This window comes from uncultured Agathobaculum sp. (assembly GCF_963927765.1).
Lineage (GTDB): Bacteria > Bacillota > Clostridia > Oscillospirales > Butyricicoccaceae > Agathobaculum.
Window position 1 is genome coordinate 32,688 of the sequence record NZ_CAWVCU010000050.1, and the last position, 21,318, is coordinate 54,005.

Consider the following 21,318-nt stretch of genomic DNA (forward strand, 5'->3'; position numbering starts at 1 on the left):
TTGGAGGACGGACATTGTGAACCTCATCATGACGGGGATTGATTTTGTGCATGCGCCAATGGCGCAGCGCGAGCGCGTGTCGTTCGTGCGTGGGCAGGTGCAGGCGTTATTGCCGCAGCTGGCCGAAATGTCGGGCGTTTGCGGTTGCGTGCTGCTGGCGACCTGCAACCGCACCGAGCTGTATGTGCACGGCGAGGAGGGCGCGTCGCTTGACCCGCTGGCGATGCTGGCCCGCGCGGCGGGCTTTGATGCGGCATCGTTGCGCGGCCTGAGCGTGACCCGTGCAGAAAAGGCGTGCGTGCAGCACCTGATGGCGGTTGCAGCGGGGCTGGAGTCCCAGATTTTCGGGGATGATCAGATTCTCACGCAGGTGCGTGACGCGGCGGCGCTCGCGCGCGAAGCGCAGACGATCGACAGCGTGCTCGACACGCTGTTCCGCCGTGCGGTGACGGCAGGTAAGCGCGTGCGCACCGAGGTCAGGCTCACCGGCGTACCCGCCTCCGCGGCGGCGGCAGGCGTGCGGCGGGCGCAGGACTTTTTCGGCGCGCTGCAAGGGCGCCGCGCAGTCGTGATCGGTAACGGTGAGATGGGACGGCTGGCCGCCACCGCTCTGCGCGCGCAGGGCTGCGCCGTCACCGTGACGCTGCGCAGCTATCATCACGGCGAGACCATTGTCCCCGCCGGGTGCGACACGTTCCCGTATGACCGTCGGTGCGAGGTGCTGGAGGGCGCGGATCTCGCGGTCAGCGCAACGACCAGTCCGCACTTTACCCTCACCGCGCAGCAGGTGTTTGATTTGCGGCAGCCGCCGCGTCTGCTGCTTGACCTTGCCATGCCGCGAGACATCGAGCAGGCGGCGGGCGAAGATGCGCGCGTGACGCTGTATAATCTGGACGATCTGGGCGATTTGGACGATTCCCGCAACGCCGAGGCAAAACTGGCGGCGGCGCGCATTCTGGATGAGGAACAGACGGAGTTTTACCGCTGGCATGCCTACCGGCAGGCGCTGCCCATGATTGCCGCGGTCAAAGACACTGCGCTGGAACGGCTGCGTTTTGACCATGCATACAGCGATTTGTATCGGGACGGCGATATGGATGGGCTGTTGGAACTGGCGGTCGGCAAAACAGTCGATCTGCTGCTGGGCGGCATGAAGGAACTGGTGGATGCGGAAAGGCTGGAATCATGCCTTGCGCACATGAGAAAGGGGAGCGGCAGATGAAGCTGTATTGCATCGGCATCGGGCCGGGCGGCGCGGAGCAGATGACGCTGCGCGCCGTGCGCGCACTCGAACAGTGCGACTGCGTGGCGGGGTACGGGCTGTACCTCGACCTGATTGAGGAACTGATTGAGGGCAAAACGCGCATCCAGACCGGCATGACGCGTGAGGTCGATCGCTGCACAGCGGCGCGCGACGCGGCGAAGGACGGGCATACGGTCGCGGTCGTCTCGTCGGGTGACGCGGGCGTGTATGGTATGGCGGGTTTGCTGTTCGAGGTGTGCGTACAGGACCCGGAAATTCAAATCGAGGTCATTCCTGGCATCACGGCGGCCTGCTCGGGCGGCGCGGTGCTGGGCGCGCCGCTGACGAACGATTTCGCCTGCGTGTCGCTTTCCGATTTGCTGACTCCGTGGGAGGTCATTGAGCAGCGGCTGCGCTGCGCGGCGCAGGGCGATTTCTGCATTGCGCTCTACAATCCCGCAAGCAAAAAGCGGGTGGACCATTTGCAGCGCGCGTGCGATATCCTGTTGGAAACGCTGACGCCGGAAACCGTGTGCGGCACGGTGCGCAACATTGGCCGCGACGGCGAAACATATACTTTGACAACGCTGGGTGCACTGCGCGATATGCAGGTCGATATGCTGACAACGGTTTTCGTCGGCAACAGCCGCACGCGCGTGATAAATGGGCGTATGGTAACGCCGCGGGGGTATCGCGGCGTATGAAACTCGTGATTTTCTCGGGTACGAGCGAGGGGCATTCGCTGTGCCGCTTCGTTTCGGACTGCGGTGGGTGCGCGGATGTGTATGTTGCCACCGGTTATGGCGCGGCGGTTATGGAGCCGATGCACGGCATCACGGTGCACGAGGGGCGGTTGGACGCGGACGCGATGGCGGCTGCGCTGGATGCGGATACGCTGGTCGTCGATGCGACCCATCCGTATGCTGCGCTGGTTTCGGAAAATCTGCGTGCGGCCTGCGCACAGACCGGCGCACAGTACGAACGTCTGCTGCGTCCCGCGCTGGATGGCGGGGATGTGGTCACCGTCCCCGATACCGCGGCGGCGGTGGAGTGGCTGAATGCCCATCCCGGACGCGCGCTGCTGACGACCGGCAGCAAGGAGCTGGCGGCGTTCGCATTGGTCGAGGGCTATCAGGAGCGGCTGGCCGCGCGGGTGCTGCCGAGTGCTTCCGTGCTTGAACAATGCGCGGCACTCGGCTTTGCGGGCGCGCAGATCGTTGCCATGCAGGGGCCGTTTTCGCATGAAATGAACATTGCGCTGCTGCGCCAGACGCGCGCGGATATTCTGGTCACCAAGAATACCGGCGCGGCGGGCGGCTTTGCGGAAAAGCTGTCGGCTGCGCGTGAAGTCGGCGCGACCGTGCTGGTCATCGACCGCCCGTGCCGGGAAGAGGGGCGCACGCTTATGCAAATGCAGGACTTTCTCGCCGCCCGCTTCGGCTGGACGCAGCCTGCGCCCGCACAGGAGCAGCAAGCACCGCGTTTTCCACTGTTTGTTTCGCTGGCAGGGAAAAAGTGCGTTGTGTTCGGCGCGGGCAATATCGCCGCGCGGCGCGTGGGCGTTCTGCGGCGCTTCGGCGCGGCGGTGACGGTCGTTGCACCGGAAAGTCCGGCAGGGATTGCGGTCGATTATGTCCGCGGCTACGAGAAAAGCGATCTTTCGGGGGCTTTTCTGGCAGCTGCGGCAACGAATGATCGGGAGGTCAATCACCGTATCGCAGCGGATTGCGCCGCTTTGCATATTCCGTGCAGCGTGGCAGACTGCGCAGCGGAATCGACCTTTTTCTTCCCCGCGGTATGTGAGGGCGGCGGACTCACGGCAGGCGTGGTGTCGGACGGCACGGCGCACGGCAAAACGGCGGCGGCGGCAAAGCGCATCCGCGCGGTATTGGAGGGAATGACATGATTCGAGTGGGCAGCAGGGACAGCCGTCTGGCGGTCGTGCAGGCCGAAGAGGTTTGCCGCGCGCTGGGCGACTGTGAACTAATCACGATGAAAACCACGGGCGACATGGTGCTGGATAAAACGCTCGACAAGGTCGGCGGCAAGGGTTTGTTCGTCAAGGAACTGGATCATGCGCTGGCCGATGGTCGGGTTGACCTCACCGTGCACAGCTTAAAAGACGTGCCGATGGAGCAGCCGGACGGCTTGCCGCTCGTGGCCTTTACCAAACGCGCCGATGCGCGCGACGCGCTGGTGTTGCCGGAGAGCGGCGCGTGGGACAAAAACAAGCCCATTGGCTGCGCATCCGCCCGTCGGCGGGTGCAGCTCAAAGCACTGTTCCCTGATATGGACGTACAGCCCGTGCGCGGCAATGTGCAGACGAGGCTTAACAAACTCGAGAGCGGCGCGTATGGCGCGCTGGTGCTCGCGGCGGCAGGCCTCAAGCGGCTGGGGCTGGAGCACCGCATCAGCCGGTATTTTTCGCCGGATGAGATCATCCCGGCAGCGGGACAGGGCATTCTCGCCGTGCAGGGCCGCGCGGGAGAATGGGAAGATAAGGTGCGGCTGGTCGACGACGCGGACGCGCGCGATTGTGCAGCGGCCGAGCGGGCGTTCATCTGCACGCTCGGCGGCGGGTGCTTTGCGCCGGTCGCAGCCTATGCCGAGGTGCAGGATGATACGCTGCACTTGCGTGGGCTATATGTGTCCGCGGATGAAACGCACATGGCGCGCGGCGCGGTGACCGGACGGCGGGCGGAAGCCGTTTCGCTCGGGCGTACGCTCGCGCTGCAACTGAAGCATCAGGCGGAGGAAAATGTATGACAGGAACGGTAACGCTGGTCGGCGCAGGGCCGGGCGATAAAGGACTGCTGACGACAGCGGGCGCACAGGCAATTGCGCGAGCGGACGCGGTGGTGTATGACCGACTGGTGGGCGAGGATATTCTCGACCTCATCCCGCCGCACGCGGAAAAAATATCGGTCGGCAAGGAAAACAATCACCATCCCGTGCCGCAGCCGGAGATCAACGAAATATTGGTGCGGCTGGCGCAAGAAGGGAAAAACGTCGTGCGGCTCAAAGGCGGGGACTGCTTCCTGTTCGGGCGCGGCGGCGAGGAGTGCGAGCATCTGCTGCAAAACGGTGTGCCGTTTCGGGTCATTCCGGGCGTGACGAGCGCGCTGGCCGCGCCCGCGTTCGCGGGTATCCCGGTGACGCACCGGGACTTTACCTCCTCGGTGCACATCATCACGGCGCACGCGCGCGCGGGCAAGCCGCTGACCATCGACTTTGACAGCCTTGTGCGCTTAAACGGCACGCTGGTGTTCCTGATGGGGCTGACCGCTTTGGAGCAGGTGACGGACGGCCTGCTGCGCGCAGGAATGCAGCTCGACATGCCCGCCGCCGTCATTGAAAACGGTGCGCGCGGCACGCAGCGCAAGGTGGTGTCCGTTTTATCGCAACTTGCCGCCAACGTGCGCGCGGCGGGGCTGCAAAGCCCGGCGCTGATTATCGTCGGGCGGGTGTGCAGCTTGAGCGATGCGCTTGACTGGTTCACACCGCTGCCGCTGCATGGAAAAACCATCGCCGTGACCCGTCCGAAAGCGCGGGCGGGTACATTGGCGGATAAGCTTCGCGCACGCGGCGCGAACGTGATCGAAGCGCCGTGCATTGAGACGGTCGAACGCGAGGACACGCAGCCGCTGGCGGACGCTTTGCAGCAGCCGCACGACTGGGCGGTGTTCACCAGCCCAGCGGGCGTGCCCGCGGCGGTGCATGCGCTGCGGCGGTTGGGCCGCGATCTGCGTGCGCTGTATGGGATGCAAATTGCCGCGATCGGCAAGGGCACGGCGGCGGCGCTCGCGGCTTACGGCCTGACCGCCGATCTTGTGCCCACGCAGTACGACGGGGAGCACCTTGCGGACGCGCTCATTGGCGCGATGCCGCAGGACGGTTCGGCGCTGCTGCTGCGCGCCATGCAAGGTGGGCAAATGTTACCCGAAAAGCTCGCCCGCGCGGGCATCCGTGTGACCGATGTGCCGCTTTATGACACGGTGCACCGCTGCGATAAGGCGGATGTGCTGCGCGGTCTGCTGGCGGACGGCAAAATCGACGCGGTGACGTTCACAAGTGTGTCCACGGTCGAAGGATTTGTCGAAGCCATCGGCGCGGACTGCACCGGCTTTACCGCGTTCTGCATCGGTGAACAAACCGCCAGTGCCGCAAAGCGGTACTATAACAATGTAAAAATCGCAAAAAATGCTACAATAGACGATCTGGTTACTTGTATTGAGGAGGAGAGAAACAATGTTCAATGACACCATCCGTCCGCGCCGCCTGCGCACATCGGACAGCCTGCGCCGCATGGTGCGCGAGACGCGCATCTCGCCCGAAAGCCTGATTTGGCCGATTTTTGTGGCCGAGGGAGAGGGCATTTATGAGGAGATTCCCTCACTGCCCGGACAGTACCATTATTCGCCCGATCAGCTGTACCGCATGGTCGAGCGCGCCCGCGCGCACGGCGTGAGCCGCGTGATCCTGTTCGGTCTGCCGAAGGAAAAGGATGAAATCGGCTCGGGCGCATGGGCGGAGGACGGCATCGTGCAGCAGGGCATCCGCAAGATCAAGGAGCTTGCCCCGGAGATGTATGTCATCACGGATGTATGCATGTGCGAATACACCAGCCATGGGCATTGCGGCATCCTGTGCGGCTGTGATGTCGATAACGACCAGACGCTCGTGCGGCTGGCAGAGATCGCGGTCAGCCACGCGCAGGCGGGTGCGGATATGGTCGCGCCGAGCGACATGATGGATGGCCGCGTGGCTGCCATCCGCGGTGCGCTCGACCAGAACGGTTTTACGAATATGCCGATCATGTCCTACGCCGCGAAATACGCTTCGTCTTTCTACGGCCCGTTCCGCGACGCGGCGGGTTCGGCGCCGGCCTTTGGCGACCGCCGTTCCTACCAGATGGACTGGCACAACGGCCGCGAGGCAATGCGCGAGTGCGCGCTCGATGTGGCTGAGGGCGCGGATATCCTGATGATCAAGCCTGCGATGAGCTATCTGGATTTGGTTTACCAGTGCAAGCAGCGGTTCGATCTGCCGGTTGCGGCGTATGCGGTTTCGGGCGAATATGCGATGGTCAAGGCGGCGGCAAAAGCGGGTCTGATCGACGAATATGGCGTGATGTGCGAGAGCGCGGTGTCGATTTTCCGTGCGGGCGCGGATATTCTGATTACTTACTACGCCTGTGAGCTTGCAGATGCGATTCGGAAAGGGGACATCGGCTGATGAGCAGATCGGAAGAGCTGTTCGAGCGCGCCAAAAAGGTGCTGCCGGGTGGCGTGAACTCTCCGGTGCGTGCGTTCCGCGCGGTGGGCGGCAGTCCGCGTTTTTTGGTCAAGGGGCTGGGCAGCCATATCCTCGACGAGGACGGGCTGGAATATATCGACTATATCGGCTCGTGGGGGCCGATGGTGCTGGGACATAGCCATCCGGATATCCTGAAAGCGGTCTATGACCGTATGGTAAACGGATTGTCCTTTGGTGCGCCGACCGCACTCGAGGTCGAGATGGCGGAAAAGATGATCTCGATGGTGTCGAACATCGAAATGGTGCGTATGGTAAACAGCGGCACCGAAGCCGTGATGAGCGCGCTGCGTTTGGCGCGCGGTGCGACCGGACGCGACAAGATCATCAAGTTTGAGGGCTGCTATCACGGCCATTCGGATGCTATGCTGGTCGGCGCGGGCAGCGGCGCGCTCACGCAGGGCGAGCCGGATTCCAAGGGCGTGACAAAGGGCGCGGCGCAGGATACGCTCATGGCACAGTACAACGACCTTGCCTCGGTCGAGCGTCTGCTGGACGCGAACCCGGGCGAAGTGGCGGCGGTCATCGTCGAGCCGGTTGCGGCGAATATGGGCGTTGTGCCGCCAAAGGACGGCTTTTTGCAGGGCTTACGCAATTTGTGCGATAAGCACGGCGCGCTGCTGATTTTCGACGAGGTCATCACGGGTTTCCGTCTGGCGGCAGGCGGCGCACAGGAGTATTTCGGCGTGCGCGCCGATCTGGTGACCTTCGGCAAGATCATCGGCGGCGGTATGCCGGTCGGCGCGTATGCGGGCAGCCGCGCGCTCATGGAGCAGGTCGCGCCGTGCGGTCCGGTCTATCAGGCGGGCACGCTCTCCGGCAACCCGGTTGCCATGGCGGCGGGGCTGGCGCAGCTGCAAATCCTGACCGATCACCCGGAGGTTTACACTGTGATGGAGACTTCGGCGCAGTATATTGCCAACCACCTGCGCGCGAGTGCGGACAAGCACGGAATCAAAATGCAGGTCAATCAGGTCGGGTCGCTACTGTGTCCGTACTTTACAGATACGCCGGTGGATTGCTTCGCGGCAGCCAAGACCAGCGATACAAAGAAATACGAAAAGTATTTTAATGAGATGTTATTACGCGGCGTGTATCTGGCGCCCAGCCAGTTTGAGGCGATGTTCGTCTCGTCCGCGCACACGCAGAAGGACTTGGCGTTCACCGTGCAGGCGGCGGACGAAAGCCTTGCGGCATTATAACGGTGTTGTACTGCATCGTTCATCAGGAACGGTGCGGCTGCGCGCCGCAGGCGGGCAAGAGGGCGACAACCTGCGGTTTTCTCCCTCTTGTCAATCACCCGCTTTCCCTTGAGGGCGCGCTGCGCGCGCAAAATGCGCTTCCTGCTTCCGTCTGCCGCCCACCTCGCGGGATCAGAACAACTTTCGCGGTTGCCTGCCCCAGAGGGGCGCGGGCGCTACAGCTTATATCGAAGGGAGAACGGAAATGAATCGCCTCTTTTTTATCATCGGCGCGGGAATGGGCACGCCGGACACGCTGACCAGTGAAGCGCGCCGCGCGCTGGACAAAGCGGATGCGGTGTTTGCCACTGCGCGGCTGGCTGCGCTGAGTGAGAAAGCGGTCGTCTGTCCGTTCGGGGAGCTGGCTGCGCGGGCGGTGCAGGTCGATGGCGGCACGGTTGCCGTGCTGGTTTCGGGCGACGTGGGCTTTTTCAGTGCGGCGGCACGGCTGCGGGAGCAGCTTCAGCCCCACGGGGATGTGCGGCTGGTGTGCGGCCTGTCCAGCCTGCAATATTTCTGTGCGAAGGTTGGTGTTCCGTATGACGATCTATGTGTGCGCAGTCTGCACGGGCGCACGGGCAGCATTCTCGGCGCGGTCAGCTACAACAAAAAGGTGTTTGTGCTGACCGGCGGGACGCAGAATGCGCAGACCGTGTGCCGCACGCTTGCGGATGCGGGTCTGGGAGAGCTGACTGTCCATTTGGGCGAAAACCTCGGCATGGAAACCGAGCGCATTGCGCACGGCACGGCGGCGGAACTGGCGGAGCAGTCCTGCGGCGATCTGGCGGTGCTGCTGATCGAGCACCCGGACGCAGCCAATACGTATGAGCCCTTGCGCGACAGCATGTTTACGCGCGCCAAGGTGCCCATGACCAAGGAGGAAGTGCGCTGGACGGCGTGCGGCCGGCTGGCTGTACAGACCGGCGACACGGTTTGGGACGTGGGCGCGGGGACGGGCGCGATGACGCTGGAACTCGCACGCCGCGCGTGCGACGGCATGATATATGCAGTCGAGCGGGACGCGGAAGCGCTTGCGCTGCTGGACGAAAACCGCCGCAAGCTGGGCGGGTATAACGTGCAGATCGTTGCGGGGCACGCGCCCGAAGCGCTGGAAGCACTGCCTGCGCCGGATTGCGTGTTCGTTGGCGGCAGCGGTGGCGCAATGCAGCGCATTCTGGAGCTGGCTAGGAGCAAAAATCCTGCCGTGCGCGTGGTTGTGACTGCAATTGCGCTGGAAACGCTGGAAGAGACGCGGCGTGCGCTCCTTGATCTCGACTTTGCAAATGTCGAGGTGTCGCAGTTGGCCGCGTCGCGCGGCAAAGCCGTTGGGCCGTATACCATGATGACCGCACTGAATCCGGTATTCATTCTGTCGGGAGGCGGACGCGATGCAGAATAACGCACCCCGTCTGCTGCTGGCAGGCACCGGCTCGGGCTGCGGCAAAACGACGGTCACAACCGCGCTGCTGCGTGCGTTGCAGCGCCGCGGTGTGCCGCTCGCGGCCTTCAAATGCGGGCCGGACTACATCGACCCGATGTTCCACACTGAAGCGCTCGGCGTACCGAGCCGCAACCTGGATTTGTTTTTCGTGGACGAAACCGAGGTGCGCGGGCAGCTGGCGCGTCACATCCCGACGGGTAGCGTCGGCATCATCGAGGGTGTGATGGGCTTTTACGACGGCGTGTCCGGTACGACCGACACCGCTTCGGCGGCGCATGTTGCGCGCGCGGCCGATACGCCTGCGGTGCTGATCGTGCGGCCGCGCGGACAGTCGCTGTCGCTCGCGGCAGAGATCAAGGGCTTTCGGGATTTTGCGCCCAACACGCTCGCGGGCGTGATTTTGAACGGCATATCGGCAGGGATGTACCCGTTTTACCGCGCAATTGTAGAAAAAGCGGGGTTGCCGGTTTACGGTTTTCTGCCGCCGATACCGGATGCGGAGATCCCAGACCGGCATCTCGGCCTTGTGACCGCGGCGGAAATCGGAAATTTGCAGGAAAGGATTGACCGTCTGGCCGATGCGGCCGAAACAGGGCTTGATCTGGACGGTCTGCTGTCGCTTGCGTACACCGCACCGCCGCTGGCAGACGAAACCGCGCCGCTTGCGCCGGTGGTGGACAAGCCGGTGCGCATCGCGGTTGCGCGGGATAAGGCGTTTAGCTTTTATTACGCGGATAACTTTGACGTGCTGCGCGCGCTTGGCGCGGAACTGGTGCCGTTTTCGCCGCTCGAGGACGAAAGATTGCCCGAAAACATCGGCGGCTTATATCTCGGTGGCGGCTACCCCGAGCTGCACGCGGCGCGTTTGGCGGCAAACCGCACGATGCGGGATAGTGTCCGCGCGGCGGTGCTGGGCGGTCTACCAACGGTTGCGGAGTGCGGCGGCTTCCTGTATCTGCACCGCACGCTGGACGGTGCGGAAATGGTCGGTGCCATCGATGCGGATGCGCATTTGACGAAAAAATTGCAGCCCTTCGGCTATGTGACGCTGACCGCGCGGCGGGATAACCTGCTGTGCCGCGCAGGGGAGCAGACCCGCGCGCATGTGTTTCACTACGCGGTGTCGGGCGACGAAGGCGCGGATTTTGACGCGCAAAAGCCAAACGGTCGAGCATGGGCATGCATTCATGCAAATGACACATTGTATGTGGGCTTTCCGCATCTTTATTTCCGGGCAAACCAGGACTTTGCAGCCAGTTTTGTGCGCCGCTCGGCGCAGAAAGGATGAAAAGCATGGATTTGCAGCAGACCATTGCGGCGGTGCGTCCGCCGTGTGAGGACAGCCGCGCCGCCGCTAGAACGCGCTTTTCCGAGATTGCCATGCCGCTGGGAAGTCTGGGGCTGTTGCAGGATGCGGTAGCGCAGATTGCCGCCATCCGGCGCACGGTGCGTCCGTCGATTGCCAAGCGCGCGGTCGTGATGTTCTGCGCGGATAACGGCGTGGTCGCGCAGGGCGTGACCCAGTGCGGGCAGGAGGTCACTGCGACCGTGACCGAAAACATGGGGCGCGGTCAGTCGGCGGTCTGCCTGATGGCGCGGCACATCGGCATGGACAGTTTTCCGGTCGATATCGGCGTGGCGCGCGATGTGCAGGGCGAAAGGATTTTGCACCGCAAGATCCGGTACGGTACGGCGGACATGACGCAGGAACCCGCCATGACGCGTCAGGAAGCCGTGCGCGCGGTGGAAGTCGGCATTGCGCTTGCCGAATGGTGCGCGGCACAGGGGTACGACCTGCTTTGCGGCGGTGAAATGGGCATCGGCAACACAACCACAAGCGCTGCTGTCACCGCCGCGCTGACCGGTGCAGACGTGGAGACCGTGACCGGACGCGGTGCCGGTCTGTCCTCGGCAGGGCTGGAACGCAAGGTGCGTGCAATCCAGACCGCGCTGGCACTCCATCAGCCCGACCCAAGCGACCCGCTTGACGTACTACACAAGGTCGGCGGGCTGGATATCGCAGGACTGGCTGGGCTGTACCTCGGTGCGGCGGCCTGCGGTTTGCCCGCTGTGCTGGATGGCGTGATTTCCTGCGCGGCGGCGCTGATTGCGGTGCGGCTGTGTTCCGAAGTGCGCGGCTATTTGTTTGCGGGGCATCGTTCGGAGGAACCCGCGGGCGCGCTGCTGCTGCGTGAGCTGGAGCTTCGACCGTTTATCACGGCAGGCATGCGGCTGGGCGAGGGCACGGGCGCGGTCGCGGCGGTCAGCCTGCTTGACTTGGTGTTTGCGGCTTATGACGGTATGCCCAGCTTTGCCGAAGCGGGTGTCGAAGCGTATCAGCCGCTGAAATAACAATGTACAAGGGGGGAGACGGAACATGCTGATTTTGGTGACCGGCGGCGCGGCAAGCGGAAAATCCGCGCATGCGGAGCGTCTGGTGTGCGAAGCTGCGCCGTCCTCCCGGCTGTATCTGGCGACCATGCAGCCCTTTGGTGCGGCGGCGCAGGCGCGCATTGCGCGGCACCGCGCGCTACGGCAGGGCAAGGGCTTTGAGACGATCGAGCGCCCGCTGGGGCTGCAAAGCCTGACGCTTGCGCGGCAGTATGACGGAATGCTGCTCGAGGATTTGGGCAATCTGCTGGCAAACGAGATGTTTGCGCCCGAAGGCGCGGGCGACGCGGCGTTCGGCAGCATCCTTGCAGGCATTGTGCATCTGCAAGACTGCTGCGAAACGCTGGTCGTGGTGACGGACGAAATCTTTTCCGATGGGCTGGACTACCCGCCCGAAACCGCGCGGTATATCCGCGACCTTGCGGCACTCAACCGCGCGCTTGCCGCGCGGGCGGATGCGGTTTATGAATCGGTCTGCGGCATTCTGCTGCCGCTGAAAGGGGAGAAAAACGCATGAAAAGCGCATGGAGCGGTCTGCTGGTCGCGTTTTCGATGTATTCGGCGGTGCCCGTGCCGCAGGTGCAGTGGGAAAAACGCACGATGCGCTGGGCGCTCGGCTTTTTGCCGCTGGTCGGCGTGCTGATCGGTGCGCTCGAATGGTTGTGGTTTCTGTTTTGCACGCGCTTTGCCGCGGACGGGCTGTTTTACGCGGTTGGGGCGGCGCTTATCCCGCTTTTCGTGTCGGGCGGCATCCATCTGGACGGCCTGTGCGACACTTGTGATGCGCTCTGCTCCTATGGAGACCGGGAAAAGCGGTTGGCAGTTTTGAAAGACCCGCATGTTGGCGCGTTTGGGCCGATGTGGCTGATTGCGTTCCTGCTGGCCGAGGTCGGCTGTTTTGCGCAGATTTACGCGCGTCCCGCGCTGCTGCCGCTCGCGGTCTGCGGGTTTGCAATCGCGCGCGCAATGGGTGGCTGCAAGGTGGTTCTGACGCCGTGCGCGAAAGACAGCGGCCTTGCGCATCTGTTCGCGGAGAACAGCGACAAAAAAGTGGTTGCCGTTGCGCTGATCGTCGAAGTGCTGCTCTATCTGACCGTTACCGGGCTGCTGGTGTATGCCGTGCCGCACGGCCTGACGGCGGCTACCGTGCTGATGGCGGTGCTGCTGGTGTGGCATGGTGTGCATGAGCACATGACCCGCAGCATTTTCGGCGGCATTACGGGCGACCTTGCCGGATTTTACATTTCGGTATCCGAACTTTTGGCGCTTGCGTGCGCCGCGCTGGGAGGGCTGATGCTATGACGGTATTATGCATCGGCGGGGCGCATCAGGGCAAGGCCGCGCTGGCGCGCGCGCTGTATCCCGCGCTGCCGCTTGTCGAAAACCTGCACCGTCGCGTGCGGGAGGAACTCGCCGCCGGGCGCGACCCGATGGCGCTGCTGAACACGTTACGCGGCCATGCCGTCACCTGTGACGAGGTCGGCTGCGGCGTGGTGCCCATTGACCGCGCGGACGAAGCTTACCGCGAGGCGGTCGGGCGGCTGTGCTGTGCGCTGGCTGCCGAGGCGGATGCGGTCATCCGCGTGACCGCGGGCATCCCGCAATATATCAAAGGAGAGAAACCATGTACCTGACCTGTGCCGTGCTGCTCGGCTTTCTGCTGGATACTGTGCTGGGCGACCCAAACACCGGTCTGCATCCCGCCTGTCTCATTGGGCGGTTGGTGTCGCTGACCGAAAAAATCCTGCGGCGCGTGTTCCCCAAGACGAAAGGCGGCGAGACCGTCGCGGGCGTGCTGCTGTGGCTGATTGTGTGCGGCGTCAGCTTCGCCGCGCCGTTTTTCGCACTGCGTTGGCTGCGCGGACAGAACTTCTGGCTGGGTTTTGCGGCGGAGTCGCTGCTGTGCTGGCTGATTCTCGCGCGAAAATGTCTAGCCGACGCGGGAAAGCATGTTTACCGCGCGTTGGGGCAGTCGCTGGACGATGGGCGCAAGGCGGTCGCGATGTACGTCGGCCGCGACACCGGAGAACTGGACGAGGCGGGCGTCATTAAAGCCGCGGTTGAGACGGTCGCGGAGAACACGACCGATGGCGTGGTTGCGCCGCTTGTGTTCCTGCTCATCGGCGGCGCGCCGCTGGGACTGCTGTATAAGGCAGTCAACACACTCGACTCGATGGTGGGCTACCATAACGAAAAATATGAGTATTTCGGCAAGTTTTCCGCCCGCATGGACGATATCTTCAACTTTATCCCCGCGCGGCTGTCCGCTGCCTGCCTGATTGCAGCGGCGGGAATGCTGAGGCTGGACAACCGTAATGCGCTGCGCATTTGCCGGCGCGACCGGAACGGTCACAAAAGCCCGAACGCCGGGCAGACCGAGTCCGCGTGCGCGGGCGCGCTGCATATCCAGCTTGGCGGGGATGCAGGCTACTTCGGCAAAACGGTGAAAAAAGCGTCGTTCGGCGACCCCGACCGTGTGGTGCGCCGCACGGATATTTTGCAGACCTGTGACCTCATGAGTATGGCGAGCGTCCTCGCGCTGGTGCTGTGCGCGATGCTGCGGCTTCTTTTCGGCTGGCCGCCGCTTGCCTGACAGAAAGGAGATCCTATGCCCGAATATGTACACGGCGGCGACGTGTATTCCTTTTCCGCGCGCTTTGGCGGCGCGCCGGTCGATTTGTCAGCGAATATCAACCCTTCCGGTATTCCAGAGCGCGTCAAACAGGCGATGCATGACGCGGTCGATGCCTGCACGCAGTACCCCGACCCGTTCTGCCGCGCGGCGCGGCAGGCAATCGGCGCGGCAGAGGGTGTCGATCCCGACCGGATTTACTGCGGCAGCGGCGCGGCGGATGTGCTCGACCGTCTGGCGGTCGTGCTGCGTCCCAAAACGGCCTTGCTGCTCGCGCCGACCTTTGCGGAGTATGAGCGCACGCTTGCGGGTGCGGATTTACGCTTTCACCCACTGCGCGCCGAGGAAGAATTTGCCGTGACGGAACGGATGCTGGACGATATCACGCCGGAACTCGACGCGGTCTACCTGTGCAACCCCAACAACCCGACCGGACGAACAATTGCCTCCGCGCTGCTGCGCGAAATCGCCGCGCGGTGCGCGGGAGTAGGTGCGCGGCTCGTGGTGGACGAGTGCTTTCTCGATTTTGTGCAGGGCGGCGAGACGCTGGCGCCCTATCTGGACGAATTTCCGTCGCTTGTGCTGCTGCGGGCGTATACTAAGATGTGCGCTGTGCCGGGCGTGCGCTTCGGCTGGTGCATGACAGCGGACAAGGCGCTGATCGAGGGCTTGTACCGCGTGGGGCAGCCGTGGAACGTGTCGGTCATCGCGCAGGCATGCGCGGTGGCGTGCGCGCAGGAGCGCGGTTTTGCGCAGGAGAGCGCCGTGCGGATTGCAGACGAGCGCGCGTATCTGTCCGCGCAGCTGTCCGCGCGCGGGCTTTGGGTCTGTCCGGGCAAAGCGAATTTTCTGTTGTTCCGCGCGCAAGACGCGGACTTGCAGGAAAAACTGGCGCGGCGCGGCATTCTGATACGCGACTGCTCCAATTATCGTGGCCTGACGCGCGGGTATTACCGCACAGCGGTCAAGACCTGCAAAGAGAGCGACGCGCTGCTTGCGGCGCTCGATGCAATTCAAAAGGAGGAAAGCTGATGGCGCGGTGCATCATGGTGCAGGGCACCTGCTCGAACGCGGGCAAAAGCCTGCTTTGCGCGGCGCTCTGCCGCATTTTCCGGCAGGACGGCTGGCGCGTCGCGCCGTTTAAGGCGCAGAATATGGCGCTCAATTCCTATATTACAGCAGACGGCGGTGAAATGGGCCGCGCGCAGGTTGTGCAGGCTGAGGCTGCGGGCATTGCGCCCGATGTGCGCATGAACCCGATTTTGCTCAAGCCGACGAGTGACGTCGGCTCGCAGGTCATTGTGATGGGCGAGGCGCGCGGCAACCGCACCGCCCGCGAATACTGGGGCGATAAAAAGGCGCTGCTGCCGGTGGTCAAGCAGGCATATGACAGTCTGGCCACCGAGTATGATATCATCGTCATTGAGGGCGCGGGCAGTCCGGCAGAGATCAACCTCAAGCAAGACGATATTGTCAACATGGGGCTGGCAAAGCTGGTGGACGCGCCTGTGCTGCTGGTGGGTGATATCGACCGCGGCGGCGTGTTCGCCTCGCTTTACGGCACGGTGAAACTGCTCGAACAGGACGAGCAGGCGCGTATCCGCGCACTCATCATCAACAAATTCCGCGGCGACGTGGAGATTTTGCGACCGGGCCTTACGCAGCTGGAAGAACTGACCGGCAAACCGGTCGCGGGCGTGGTGCCGTATGGGCGGTTCGACATTGACGACGAGGACAGCTTATCCGAGCGGCTGGACGGTGACGCGCGCAGCGCGGTGGTACGAATTGCGGTCGTGCGGTTGCCGCGGCTCTCGAACTTCACAGACTTTGCCGCGCTCGAAAGAGTACCCGGTGTGGGTGTCTATTACGCGGACAAGCCTGCGCAGCTGGAGGGCGCAGACCTGATTATCCTGCCCGGCACGAAAGCGACGCTTTCCGACCTGAAATGGCTGCGCGAGAGCGGCATGGAAGCGCAGATTTTGAAGCAGCATGCGGCGGGTACACCGGTGTTTGGTGTATGCGGCGGTTTTCAAATGCTGGGGCGCACGGTTTCCGACCCGGAAAATACCGAAGGCGGCGGCAGTCTGCGCGGGCTTGGCCTGCTGCCCGTGGATACGGTGTTCCGTCCGCGCAAGACCACGGTGCAGGCGCGCGGCGTGGTCGGCGCGCTGTCCGGCGTGCTCGCGGGGCTGTCGGACGCAGCGGTGGAAGGATATGAAATCCACATGGGTGAAACCGAGCGTGATGCGGCGGCTTTGCTGTTCTCCACGCTCACACGCGCGGACGGCACAGTGGTTTCGGACGGCTGTCAGGCGGAAAACGCCTACGGCACTTATCTGCATGGTGTGTTCGACGCGCCGGGCGTTGCGCTGAGACTGGCGCAGGCGCTTGCTACGCGCAAAGGGGTGTCGCTGGACGATGCAGCGTACGACACCGCAGCGTATAAGGAACAGGAGTACGACCGCTTGGCGGACACCATCCGTCAGGCACTCGATATGGATTTGATTTACCGGATTTTGGAGGGAAACGCATGACAAACAAGGCTTGTGTACACCTGTACTGCGGCGACGGCAAGGGAAAGACGACCGCGGCGGTCGGTCTGGCGGTACGGTTTGCGGGACGCGTCGGCAAGGTGGTGCTGGCGCAGTTTTTGAAGGATGGCACCTCGGGCGAATGCCGCACGCTGGCAAAGCTCGGCAATGTCACGATGCTCGCAGCCAATCCGGTGCGCAAATTCTCCTTTCAGATGACGGACGACGAGAAAAGGCAGACGGCGGACGCGATACAGCGCACCTTCGTCGCTGCGACCGGTTACGCGGTGCGCGAGGGCGCGGGGCTGCTCATCCTCGACGAGGTGTGCGCGGCAATCTCCTGCGGTTTTCTGGACGAACAGGCCGTGCTGGACTTTCTGGACAGCCGTCCGGATACGCTTGAGGTCGTGCTGACCGGACGCGACCCGTCGGACGCGCTCCAAGCGCACGCGGACTATATCACGGAAATGGCAAAGCGCCGCCATCCCTTTGACGGTGGCATTGCCGCGAGGGAGGGAATCGAATGGTAAACGGACGCATGGCGCCTGCCGAGATCGAAAAGCGCAGCTTTGAAATCATCACCGCCGAACTCGGCGGACGTACCTTTGCGCCGGGTGTGTCCGAGGTAGTCAAACGCGTCATCCATACGACGGCGGACTTTGACTATGCGGACAAACTGTGTTTTTCGGAAAACGCAGTTGAGCGGGCAAAAGCCGCGCTCGAAGCGGGTGCAACGGTCGTGACCGATACCAATATGGCGCTGGCGGGCATCAGCAAGGGAACGCTCGAAAAGCTCGGCGTGCGGGCGGTCTGCCTGATGGCGGATGCGGACGTTGCGCGCGAGGCCAAGGCGCGCGGCGTAACGCGCGCGACGGTGTCGATGGAACACGCGGCGAAACTGGGTGGACCGCTCATTTTTGCTATCGGCAATGCGCCGACCGCACTCATTCGTCTGCATGAGTTGATAGAGGAGGGCGCGGTGCAGCCCGCGCTCGTGATCGGCGTGCCGGTCGGGTTTGTCAACGTGGTGGAAGCAAAAGAATTATTCATCGGCGGGGACACGCCGTATGTCATCGCGCGCGGGCGCAAGGGCGGCTCGAACGTAGCTGCCGCCATCGTTAACGCGCTGCTGTATCAACTGGTCAAGCGGGAGGGATTTTGACATGGGCAAGAAAGCGCTGATGGTGGTCAGCTTTGGCACCAGCATGCCGCAGGCGCGGCGTGCGATCGAAAACATAGAGGAACGGTTATGCGCTGCGTTTCCAGATTACGATTTCTTCCGCGCGTTCACTTCGCGGATGGTTGCCCGCAAGATCGAGCGCGAGGAGGGCGTGCACATCCCATCTCCGGAGGAACTGATGGAACATCTGGCGGATGCAGGGTATGAAGAGGTGCGCTGCCAGAGCTTGCACGTCATCTTTGGGCAGGAATACGAAAAGCTGCTTGCGCAGCTGCGGCCATACCGCGGACGGTTTGCACGGCTGCTGATTGGTCGGCCGCTTTTGTGGGACACCGAGGATTATCTGCGGCTGACGCGCGCGCTGCTGGCCGAAATGCCGCGCCTTGCATCGGACGAGGCGTATGTCTTCATGGGGCACGGCACCGAGCATCCCGCAAACGCTGCGTATGCGCTGGTGGAGAACTGTTTCCGGTACCACCGCGCCGAGCGGGTGTATGTCGGCACGGTCGAGGGCTTCCCGCATCTCGACTATGTGCTGGCGCGGCTGGATGCGCATGAGGTGACGCATGTCCATCTTGCGCCACTGATGATTGTGGCGGGCGACCATGCGCACAACGATCTGGCGGGCGAGGAAGAGGACAGCTGGAAGAGCCGTCTGGAGAGCGAGGGCTATACGGTCGAAACCCATCTGCGCGGTCTGGGCGAACTGGACGCGGTCGGGGAGATTTTCGCCGGTCATTGTCGCGCGGCGGAAGCATTTTAACGGAAAAACGATCGAACACAGCAGGAGCAAGCAGCAGCCTGCTGTGTTTTTTTCTGTCAGAAGCGCGGCGGCGCAAGGAAAAAAAGAAAAAGTTCTATTCCCACCCTTATTTTCCGTCAAAGCCCGCAAATTGTTTGGGCTATACTGGGAAAACAAGGGAGGCAGAACGAAAATGGACAAGCAAAAGACAAAGCGGGCTGCGCCGCTTGTGTTGGGCCGCGCAGCGGCATGGCTGGCGCGGCTTTGGAATGAAGAGCATTTGCATATCCTGATTACCGGGGTGCAGCGGTTTATCCTGTGCGCAGTGCTGGCGCGCGGCACGGTGTTTGGCGGGTATGCGCCGTTTGGGCTGGCAATGGCGTCGGCACTGATGGCGCGCGGCGCGGGGCTGAGCGCCATCGGCGGTGTGGTCTGCGGGCTGATGCTGTTGGGCGGCGGGATGAAAAGCGGGGTGTACATTGCAGCGGCGCTGCTGGTGCTGTGCGTGATGAGTGTATGCGCAGGGCTGCGTATCGTGCGCACGGCGTGGTTTGCGCCGATCGTTGCGGCGGTTGCGGGTGCGGCATGCACCTTTGTGTTTCTGCCGACGGGCGAAGCGCTGACTTTATCCGCTTTGCTGCCGTTTGTGGCGGTGCAGCTATTGACGCTGGGCGCGTGCCGGGTGTATGGCGCGGCGCTTTCCCCGCCGCGGGATGAAAACGACTGGCGGCGGCCGGCAACGCTGCTGGTGCTGGTGGCGACCGTGCTGCTTTCACTGTCCGACCTAAGCCTGTTCGGTCTGCTCTCTCCCGCGCGTGTGGCGGCGCTTCTGCTGACGCTTGCGGCGGCGTATCTCGGCGGGGCAGCACCCGGCGCGGCGGCGGGCGTTGCGCTGGGTGCTGCGATGGATATTGCCTGCGGTTACGGTGCGCTGTTTACCTGCTGCTATGGGCTGTGCGCGCTGGTTGCCGGGCTGTTCCGGGACAGCGGACGCGGATGGTTTGCGCTGTGTGCGCTGGGCTCCGGCCTGTGCGCGGCGATGCTGGGCGTGGAGCATGTGCTGTTTGTGCCGATGATTTTCGAGCTTTTCTGCGCGGTGGCGGCGTTTGCGGTCATGCCGCCGCTGGTGTGGGAGGCCATGCGCCACAGCTTTTTGCCCGATACGCTCATGGGAGAGGCTGCGCACCGCACAGTGCGGCAGGCGGTTGGAAAATGCGCCACCGAAGCGGCGCAGGCGTTTTATGAATTGTATCTGGCGATGCTGAACGGCATCAGCGAGGGCAAAGCCGCGGGCGATCAGAATGTGCGCGCGGTGTTCGACCGCGCGAGCGACCGAGTCTGCAAAAACTGCGTGCTGTGCTCCCAGTGCTGGCAGCGCGACTATGTGACAACGCTTGCCGCGCTCAACGATGTGACCCAGCCTATGCTCAAGCGTGGGCGGGCGGAGCTTTCGGATTTTCCCTATCACTTTGCCTCGCGCTGCGTGCATCTGCCCGAACTGATGCGCGCGATCAACAGCGCGTTGTTTGCGCTGCGCGAGCGCCAAAGCCTTCGGCGGCAGCAGGAGGAAAACCAGAGCTTACTGGCGCGCCAATATGCGGGCATTACGGATATTCTTCGTCAGCTGGGCGCGGAGGCGACGCAGGATGTGACTGCTCAGCCCATGATGGAGCGGCAGATCCGGCGGTATGCGGCGGCATTCGGTTGGATCGACCGCGTGTGTGCGGTGCGCGACGCGCAGGGTCGGCTGGCGATTGAGCTGTACGGCGAGGGTATCGAGGATGTGCTGCGGCAGGGCGAGGGCTTTTCAGCTGGTTTGAGCGCGCTGCTCGGCGTGACGCTGACCACGCCCAAAAGGGTGGAGGATGAGCTGGGGCCGCATGTGGAAATGCGCGAGCGCGCGCCCTTTCGCGCGGTCGTCGGCATCGGGCGGCAGCAAAAGGAGGATTCCGCCGTATCGGGCGACAGCGGCTGCTATTTCCTGACCGATGCGGGTATTGCCTGCCTGCTGCTATCCGACGGCATGGGGTCAGGGACAGCAGCGCAGCAGGATAGCCGTATGCTGATTACTTCGCTCGAACGCTTCCTGCGCGCAGGCATCACGATCGCGGATGCGCTCAAGGCGGTGTCGCCCGCGCTGCGGCTGCGCTCGGACGGGACGCGGTTTACTACGCTGGATGCGTTGACACTCGATCTGTTCACCGGGCGGGCGGAGAGCCTCAAGTGCGGCGCAGCACCTTCGTACCTGCGTCTGGGCGGGCAGTGGAAGATGCTGACTGGAAAGGCGCTGCCCATTGGTCTGGCTGAAGAGGATGCGTTGGGCGAGCCGGTGCCGCTGCGGTTCGGGCATGGTGACCTATGCATTTTGCTGTCCGATGGCATTTCGGACGGCATGGACGACGGCTGGGTGCGGGAAACCCTGCAAGCCCATGCGGAGGACAGCCCGAAAGAGCTGGCGATGCATCTGGTCACGGGTGCGGCAGGTCGAGGACACGACGACGACCGCACCGCGCTGGTGATGCGGGTGGAAAAAATGTGATGGTTAAATCCCTCCCTTTGTGGCAATACTTGCTGCAAAAGGGAGGGATTTGCTATGGTGAAAGG

Annotated in this window: 20 protein-coding genes; all 20 read left to right on the plus strand. The window is 63.2% G+C overall.

The window, feature by feature from the left end; genetic code table 11:
* Nucleotides 1–16 precede the first annotated feature (16 nt).
* The 20 genes from hemA (at nucleotide 17) to ABGT74_RS04200 (ending at nucleotide 21,253) form a co-directional block, all read left to right on the plus strand.
* The gene (gene hemA, locus ABGT74_RS04105; RefSeq protein ID WP_346704586.1) at nucleotides 17–1,222 is read left to right on the plus strand and encodes a glutamyl-tRNA reductase; all 1,206 of its coding nucleotides are present in this window, start codon (nucleotides 17–19) and stop codon (nucleotides 1,220–1,222) included.
* The gene (gene cobJ, locus ABGT74_RS04110; protein ID WP_346704587.1) at nucleotides 1,219–1,947 is read left to right on the plus strand and encodes a precorrin-3B C(17)-methyltransferase; all 729 of its coding nucleotides are present in this window, start codon (nucleotides 1,219–1,221) and stop codon (nucleotides 1,945–1,947) included. Before hemA ends, cobJ begins: the two co-directional genes overlap by 4 nt.
* A complete protein-coding gene (gene cobK, locus ABGT74_RS04115; RefSeq protein ID WP_346704588.1) occupies nucleotides 1,944–3,149 on the plus strand; it encodes a precorrin-6A reductase in 1,206 nt (401 codons plus the stop codon). The genes cobJ and cobK overlap by 4 nt, the downstream gene beginning before the upstream one ends.
* On the plus strand, nucleotides 3,146–4,009 hold the full coding sequence (gene hemC / locus ABGT74_RS04120; RefSeq protein ID WP_346704589.1) for a hydroxymethylbilane synthase: 864 nt from the start codon (nucleotides 3,146–3,148) through the stop codon (nucleotides 4,007–4,009). The genes cobK and hemC overlap by 4 nt, the downstream gene beginning before the upstream one ends.
* Nucleotides 4,006–5,502 carry a uroporphyrinogen-III C-methyltransferase gene (gene cobA, locus ABGT74_RS04125; RefSeq protein WP_346704590.1) on the plus strand — a complete coding sequence of 499 codons (1,497 nt, stop codon included), beginning with the start codon at nucleotides 4,006–4,008 and terminating at the stop codon, nucleotides 5,500–5,502. The genes hemC and cobA overlap by 4 nt, the downstream gene beginning before the upstream one ends.
* Nucleotides 5,492–6,478, plus strand: a complete 987-nt coding sequence (hemB, locus tag ABGT74_RS04130) for a porphobilinogen synthase (protein ID WP_346704591.1) — start codon at nucleotides 5,492–5,494, stop codon at nucleotides 6,476–6,478. The genes cobA and hemB overlap by 11 nt, the downstream gene beginning before the upstream one ends.
* Nucleotides 6,478–7,758: a glutamate-1-semialdehyde 2,1-aminomutase gene (gene hemL / locus ABGT74_RS04135; RefSeq protein ID WP_346704592.1), complete on the plus strand. Its 1,281-nt coding sequence runs from the start codon at nucleotides 6,478–6,480 to the stop codon at nucleotides 7,756–7,758. The genes hemB and hemL overlap by 1 nt, the downstream gene beginning before the upstream one ends.
* A 244-nt stretch (nucleotides 7,759–8,002) precedes the next feature.
* Entirely contained in the window at nucleotides 8,003–9,196 is a 1,194-nt protein-coding gene (gene cbiE / locus ABGT74_RS04140; RefSeq protein WP_346704593.1) for a precorrin-6y C5,15-methyltransferase (decarboxylating) subunit CbiE, read from the plus strand.
* Entirely contained in the window at nucleotides 9,186–10,526 is a 1,341-nt protein-coding gene (locus ABGT74_RS04145; RefSeq protein WP_297282939.1) for a cobyrinate a,c-diamide synthase, read from the plus strand. The genes cbiE and ABGT74_RS04145 overlap by 11 nt, the downstream gene beginning before the upstream one ends.
* A 5-nt stretch (nucleotides 10,527–10,531) precedes the next feature.
* Nucleotides 10,532–11,590, plus strand: coding sequence for a nicotinate-nucleotide--dimethylbenzimidazole phosphoribosyltransferase (cobT, locus tag ABGT74_RS04150; protein ID WP_297282940.1), 1,059 nt, complete (start codon nucleotides 10,532–10,534; stop codon nucleotides 11,588–11,590).
* Between the two features lie 25 nt (nucleotides 11,591–11,615).
* The gene (locus ABGT74_RS04155; protein WP_346704594.1) at nucleotides 11,616–12,146 is read left to right on the plus strand and encodes a bifunctional adenosylcobinamide kinase/adenosylcobinamide-phosphate guanylyltransferase; all 531 of its coding nucleotides are present in this window, start codon (nucleotides 11,616–11,618) and stop codon (nucleotides 12,144–12,146) included.
* Nucleotides 12,143–12,931 carry an adenosylcobinamide-GDP ribazoletransferase gene (locus ABGT74_RS04160; RefSeq protein ID WP_346704595.1) on the plus strand — a complete coding sequence of 263 codons (789 nt, stop codon included), beginning with the start codon at nucleotides 12,143–12,145 and terminating at the stop codon, nucleotides 12,929–12,931. Before ABGT74_RS04155 ends, ABGT74_RS04160 begins: the two co-directional genes overlap by 4 nt.
* Nucleotides 12,928–13,263, plus strand: a complete 336-nt coding sequence (locus ABGT74_RS04165; RefSeq protein ID WP_346704596.1) for a bifunctional adenosylcobinamide kinase/adenosylcobinamide-phosphate guanylyltransferase — start codon at nucleotides 12,928–12,930, stop codon at nucleotides 13,261–13,263. The genes ABGT74_RS04160 and ABGT74_RS04165 overlap by 4 nt, the downstream gene beginning before the upstream one ends.
* Nucleotides 13,254–14,222: an adenosylcobinamide-phosphate synthase CbiB gene (gene cbiB, locus ABGT74_RS04170; protein WP_346704597.1), complete on the plus strand. Its 969-nt coding sequence runs from the start codon at nucleotides 13,254–13,256 to the stop codon at nucleotides 14,220–14,222. The genes ABGT74_RS04165 and cbiB overlap by 10 nt, the downstream gene beginning before the upstream one ends.
* Before the next feature lie 15 nt (nucleotides 14,223–14,237).
* A complete protein-coding gene (locus ABGT74_RS04175; RefSeq protein WP_346704598.1) occupies nucleotides 14,238–15,293 on the plus strand; it encodes an aminotransferase class I/II-fold pyridoxal phosphate-dependent enzyme in 1,056 nt (351 codons plus the stop codon).
* Nucleotides 15,293–16,795, plus strand: a complete 1,503-nt coding sequence (locus ABGT74_RS04180) for a cobyric acid synthase (protein WP_346704599.1) — start codon at nucleotides 15,293–15,295, stop codon at nucleotides 16,793–16,795. Before ABGT74_RS04175 ends, ABGT74_RS04180 begins: the two co-directional genes overlap by 1 nt.
* Nucleotides 16,792–17,322, plus strand: coding sequence for a cob(I)yrinic acid a,c-diamide adenosyltransferase (locus tag ABGT74_RS04185; RefSeq protein ID WP_346704600.1), 531 nt, complete (start codon nucleotides 16,792–16,794; stop codon nucleotides 17,320–17,322). The genes ABGT74_RS04180 and ABGT74_RS04185 overlap by 4 nt, the downstream gene beginning before the upstream one ends.
* Nucleotides 17,316–17,954: a precorrin-8X methylmutase gene (locus ABGT74_RS04190; protein ID WP_346704601.1), complete on the plus strand. Its 639-nt coding sequence runs from the start codon at nucleotides 17,316–17,318 to the stop codon at nucleotides 17,952–17,954. The genes ABGT74_RS04185 and ABGT74_RS04190 overlap by 7 nt, the downstream gene beginning before the upstream one ends.
* 1 nt (nucleotide 17,955) lies before the next feature.
* Nucleotides 17,956–18,735 (plus strand): sirohydrochlorin cobaltochelatase, encoded by a 780-nt coding sequence (locus ABGT74_RS04195; protein WP_297282949.1) that lies wholly within the window; start codon nucleotides 17,956–17,958, stop codon nucleotides 18,733–18,735.
* A 172-nt stretch (nucleotides 18,736–18,907) separates the two neighbouring features.
* Nucleotides 18,908–21,253: a SpoIIE family protein phosphatase gene (locus ABGT74_RS04200; protein WP_297282950.1), complete on the plus strand. Its 2,346-nt coding sequence runs from the start codon at nucleotides 18,908–18,910 to the stop codon at nucleotides 21,251–21,253.
* The last annotated feature ends 65 nt before the right edge of the window (nucleotides 21,254–21,318 follow it).